The following is a 3,009-nucleotide window of genomic DNA, read 5'->3' as shown; positions in this document are numbered from 1 at the left end:
CCAAAACTCCCGTTAGCCAGGGCAGTGAATCATGCAGTAGCAATTCGATCAATTGCTTGATTGGGTTTCGACCCTAGCGTTCTTTCCATGAGAGCGTGTGCTTCGTCAGGCGATGCTGTCAGGCTTCGCGCCCATGCCGATAAATCCGGCAGCACGTCTATCACCTGAGTTCCGACCGCCGTCGATGATTGCTCCCAGCCGCTCGACTGCCGGGATGTATCAATTAACCGCAGTTCGAGTTCACAGGCGCTGCGGGTACCGTTCATATAGAGGTAGAGCGCCTTGCGAGCGAGACAGTCGGCTTCGTCGCTATCGCGCGCAATGTTTCGCGCCCTTATGGTTTTCCCGGCCGGCCACACCATGCTTTCCAGAAATCGCCGACACTGCTTCCTCCTCGTGAAAGGCCACGACCATATCTTCCGCGGTCCGAATGGTGGTAAGCGCTGCAAGCGTCTCCGACATTCTCATCTCCTTCGGATCATGTCCGAAGAATCACACGGTAACCCTTGAGCATCAAGCTTCTTGCTGTCTTTGGTTGATAAGGGCCCGATACATTATGCGATCTTCTGTAACGGGGGGGTACATTCTAATTCGAAGTGCGACATGCCAATGATTTCAATGGTTTCCTCTTGGAGATTTTGGCATGTCCCGACGCTATTCGCAGCTGAATCTGGCCGATCGACGCCGCCTCTTCTGTCAGGCGACATGTAAAACTGGTCCGGTCGCGACACCTAAAACTGGTCCCCCTTTCAGACCTTAGGAGGGACTAATGGACGTTGAGACAGGTACGAAGATCTCCGCGAGATTGGCGCGGAGAGAAGCGATGCTCGAACCGGACGAGGTGACTGCGATGCTGCGGCTCAAGAAGCTGGGGTGGGGCACGCGGCGGATCGCGGCGGAGCTGGGATGCTCGCGCACGACGGTACAGCGATACATCGAGACGGGTGGCTGGCGCGGGTATCGGCGAGCCCGCCGGGAAACGCAGCTCTCGAAGCATGAAGCGTGGGTCCGTGAGCGGTTCTTTCGCCATGGCGGCAATGCTGATGTCGTGCGGCAGGATCTGGCTCGAGAACTCGGCATTGAGGTCAGTCTGCGCACGGTTGAGCGAGCGGTCGCGGGGTATCGGCAGCAGTTGGCGGCATCGGCTTTAGCGACGATGCGCTTCGAGACACCGCCAGGCCATCAGATACAGATTGATTTTGGCGAGAAGCGAATGGAGATCGGAGGCGAGAAAGTCCGCGTCTACATCTTCGTGGCAACGCTTGGCTATTCGCGTCGCACATACGCGACGGCGTTTCTCCACGACCGTCAGTCTGCCTGGTTCGATGGGATGGAGGCAGCCTTCAGGCATTTTGGCGGTGTCACAAGCGAGGTCCTTCTCGATAATGCTGCGGCATTGGTAACACGGCACGACGCGGTGACCCGCGAGGTCGTGTTCAACGATCGGCTGCATGCCTTCTCCCGCTATTGGGACTTCCGTCCTCGCGCATGTGCACCATACCGGGCTCGTACCAAAGGCAAGGACGAGCGAGGCGTCGGGTATGTGAAGCACAACGCACTTGCCGGACACAGCTTTGACAGCATGGAAGGCCTTCACCTGCACCTTGCGTGGTGGATGCGCACGGTTGCCGATCTTCGATGCCATGGCACGACAGGCGAACCACCACTTGAGCGCTTTGTCCGCGACGAAGCTATGACGCTACACCCACTAAATGGCAGGCCGCCATTTCGTCAGATCCGAGAACTGCTGCGCAAGGTCCACGCCGATTGCGCCGTTGAGGTCGACACCAACGCCTACTCAGTCCCGTGGCGGCTCATCGGCGAGATTGTCGAGGTGACGATCAGCGGTGGCCAGGTCCGCGTATTCCATGCTGGTCAGCTTGTCGCGAGCCACGCCGAGTCACATGGGCGTCATCGTCGCCTGACGGATCCCGCCCATTTTGTCGGCGTCAGCGGCTTCGGCATGCCTGTCAAGCAAGCCGCGCAGGCCGATCCGCCCGCTCCCAAGCTGCCCGAACTTCTTCGCCCATTGTCGGAATATGAGCGGTTGATCGGAGGGCAATGGTGATGGCAGTTGATCACGACACGCTGATCGGCTGGCTGAGCCGGCTGAAGCTCACCGCCATCCGCGACCAGCTCGACAACCTTCTTGACGAAGCCTCGCGCGCGGATCTCACCATTCGCGAGACGCTCGCATTCCTGTGCGAACGCGAGATTGCAAGGAAGGACGAGAGACGCATCATCATGGCGATGAAGATCGCGCATTTCCCGCATGCACGAGATCTCGAGGGATTTGATTTCGAGGCGCAGCCCAGTGTCGATCCGCAACAGATACGAGAACTCGCCACCGCCCGTTGGGCGGCAAATGGTGATGCCTTGCTGCTGCTCGGTCCACCTGGCGTTGGGAAGTCCCATCTCGCGATTGCGCTTGGAAGAGAGGTCATCCGTCAAAACTACACGGTGTTGTTCACAACGGCGCAGGCATTGGTCGCAACGCTCGTGAGAGCACATGGCGAAGGACGCCTGGAAGAACGACTTGGGTTTCTCGCCAAGCCCAAGCTGCTCATCATCGACGAGCTTGGCTATCTTCCACTCGAGCCCAATGCAGCCCACTTATTTTTCCAGCTCGTATCAAGGCGCTACGAGCGGGGTGCAATGCTCGTCACCTCCAACCGCAGTGTCGGAGAATGGGGAACAGTGTTCGGCGACCCCGTCGTGGCAACTGCTATCCTTGATCGGTTGCTGCATCACAGCCACGTCATCACAATCCGTGGCGACAGCTACAGGCTACGAGAAAAGCGCCGTAGCGGGCTTCTACAGAAGTCCACGACGGCAGCCGGTATGGAGAGTAACTAAACACCCGTGGCGGACCAGATTTGCGTGTCGCCTAAGGACCAGTTCACGATGACGCTTGATATCTTCCACTTTGTCGAACGCAAACTGCCGATCAAAGAAATGGCGCGCGAACTTGGTCGTCATCGATCGACGATCTATCGTGAGATCCGGCGC

The 3,009-nt window shown here is 58.4% G+C and carries 3 protein-coding genes and 1 pseudogene; 3 read left to right on the top strand and 1 reads right to left on the bottom strand.

The window, feature by feature from the left end; all coding sequences use genetic code 11:
- Positions 1 to 257: 257 nt before the first annotated feature.
- Positions 258 to 462: pseudogene (locus tag C1A35_RS35505) on the bottom strand (IS1595 family transposase); the annotation flags it as partial.
- A 307-nt stretch (positions 463 to 769) separates the two neighbouring features.
- Here C1A35_RS35505 and istA point away from each other — a divergent pair.
- The 3 genes from istA to C1A35_RS37175 form a co-directional block, all read left to right on the top strand.
- Entirely contained in the window at positions 770 to 2,068 is a 1,299-nt protein-coding gene (gene istA, locus C1A35_RS35500; protein WP_034804431.1) for an IS21 family transposase, read from the top strand.
- Positions 2,065 to 2,856, top strand: a complete 792-nt coding sequence (gene istB, locus C1A35_RS35495; RefSeq protein ID WP_104668900.1) for an IS21-like element helper ATPase IstB — start codon at positions 2,065 to 2,067, stop codon at positions 2,854 to 2,856. The genes istA and istB overlap by 4 nt, the downstream gene beginning before the upstream one ends.
- 48 nt (positions 2,857 to 2,904) lie before the next feature.
- Positions 2,905 to 3,009: helix-turn-helix domain-containing protein (locus C1A35_RS37175; RefSeq protein WP_158665290.1), on the top strand; the 105-nt coding region annotated here is incomplete at its 3' end.

This window comes from Ensifer adhaerens (genome assembly GCF_002940685.1).
Taxonomy (GTDB): Bacteria; Pseudomonadota; Alphaproteobacteria; order Rhizobiales; family Rhizobiaceae; genus Ensifer; species Ensifer adhaerens_E.
The sequence above is the reverse complement of the archived record's forward strand: the minus strand, read 5'-3'. Positions and strand labels throughout refer to the sequence as shown.

What these genes read in the sequence shown, in the direction of transcription:
- istA (WP_034804431.1), top strand. Translation starts at nt 770, where the DNA reads ATGGACGTTGAGACAGGTACGAAGATCTCCGCGAGATTGGCGCGGAGA.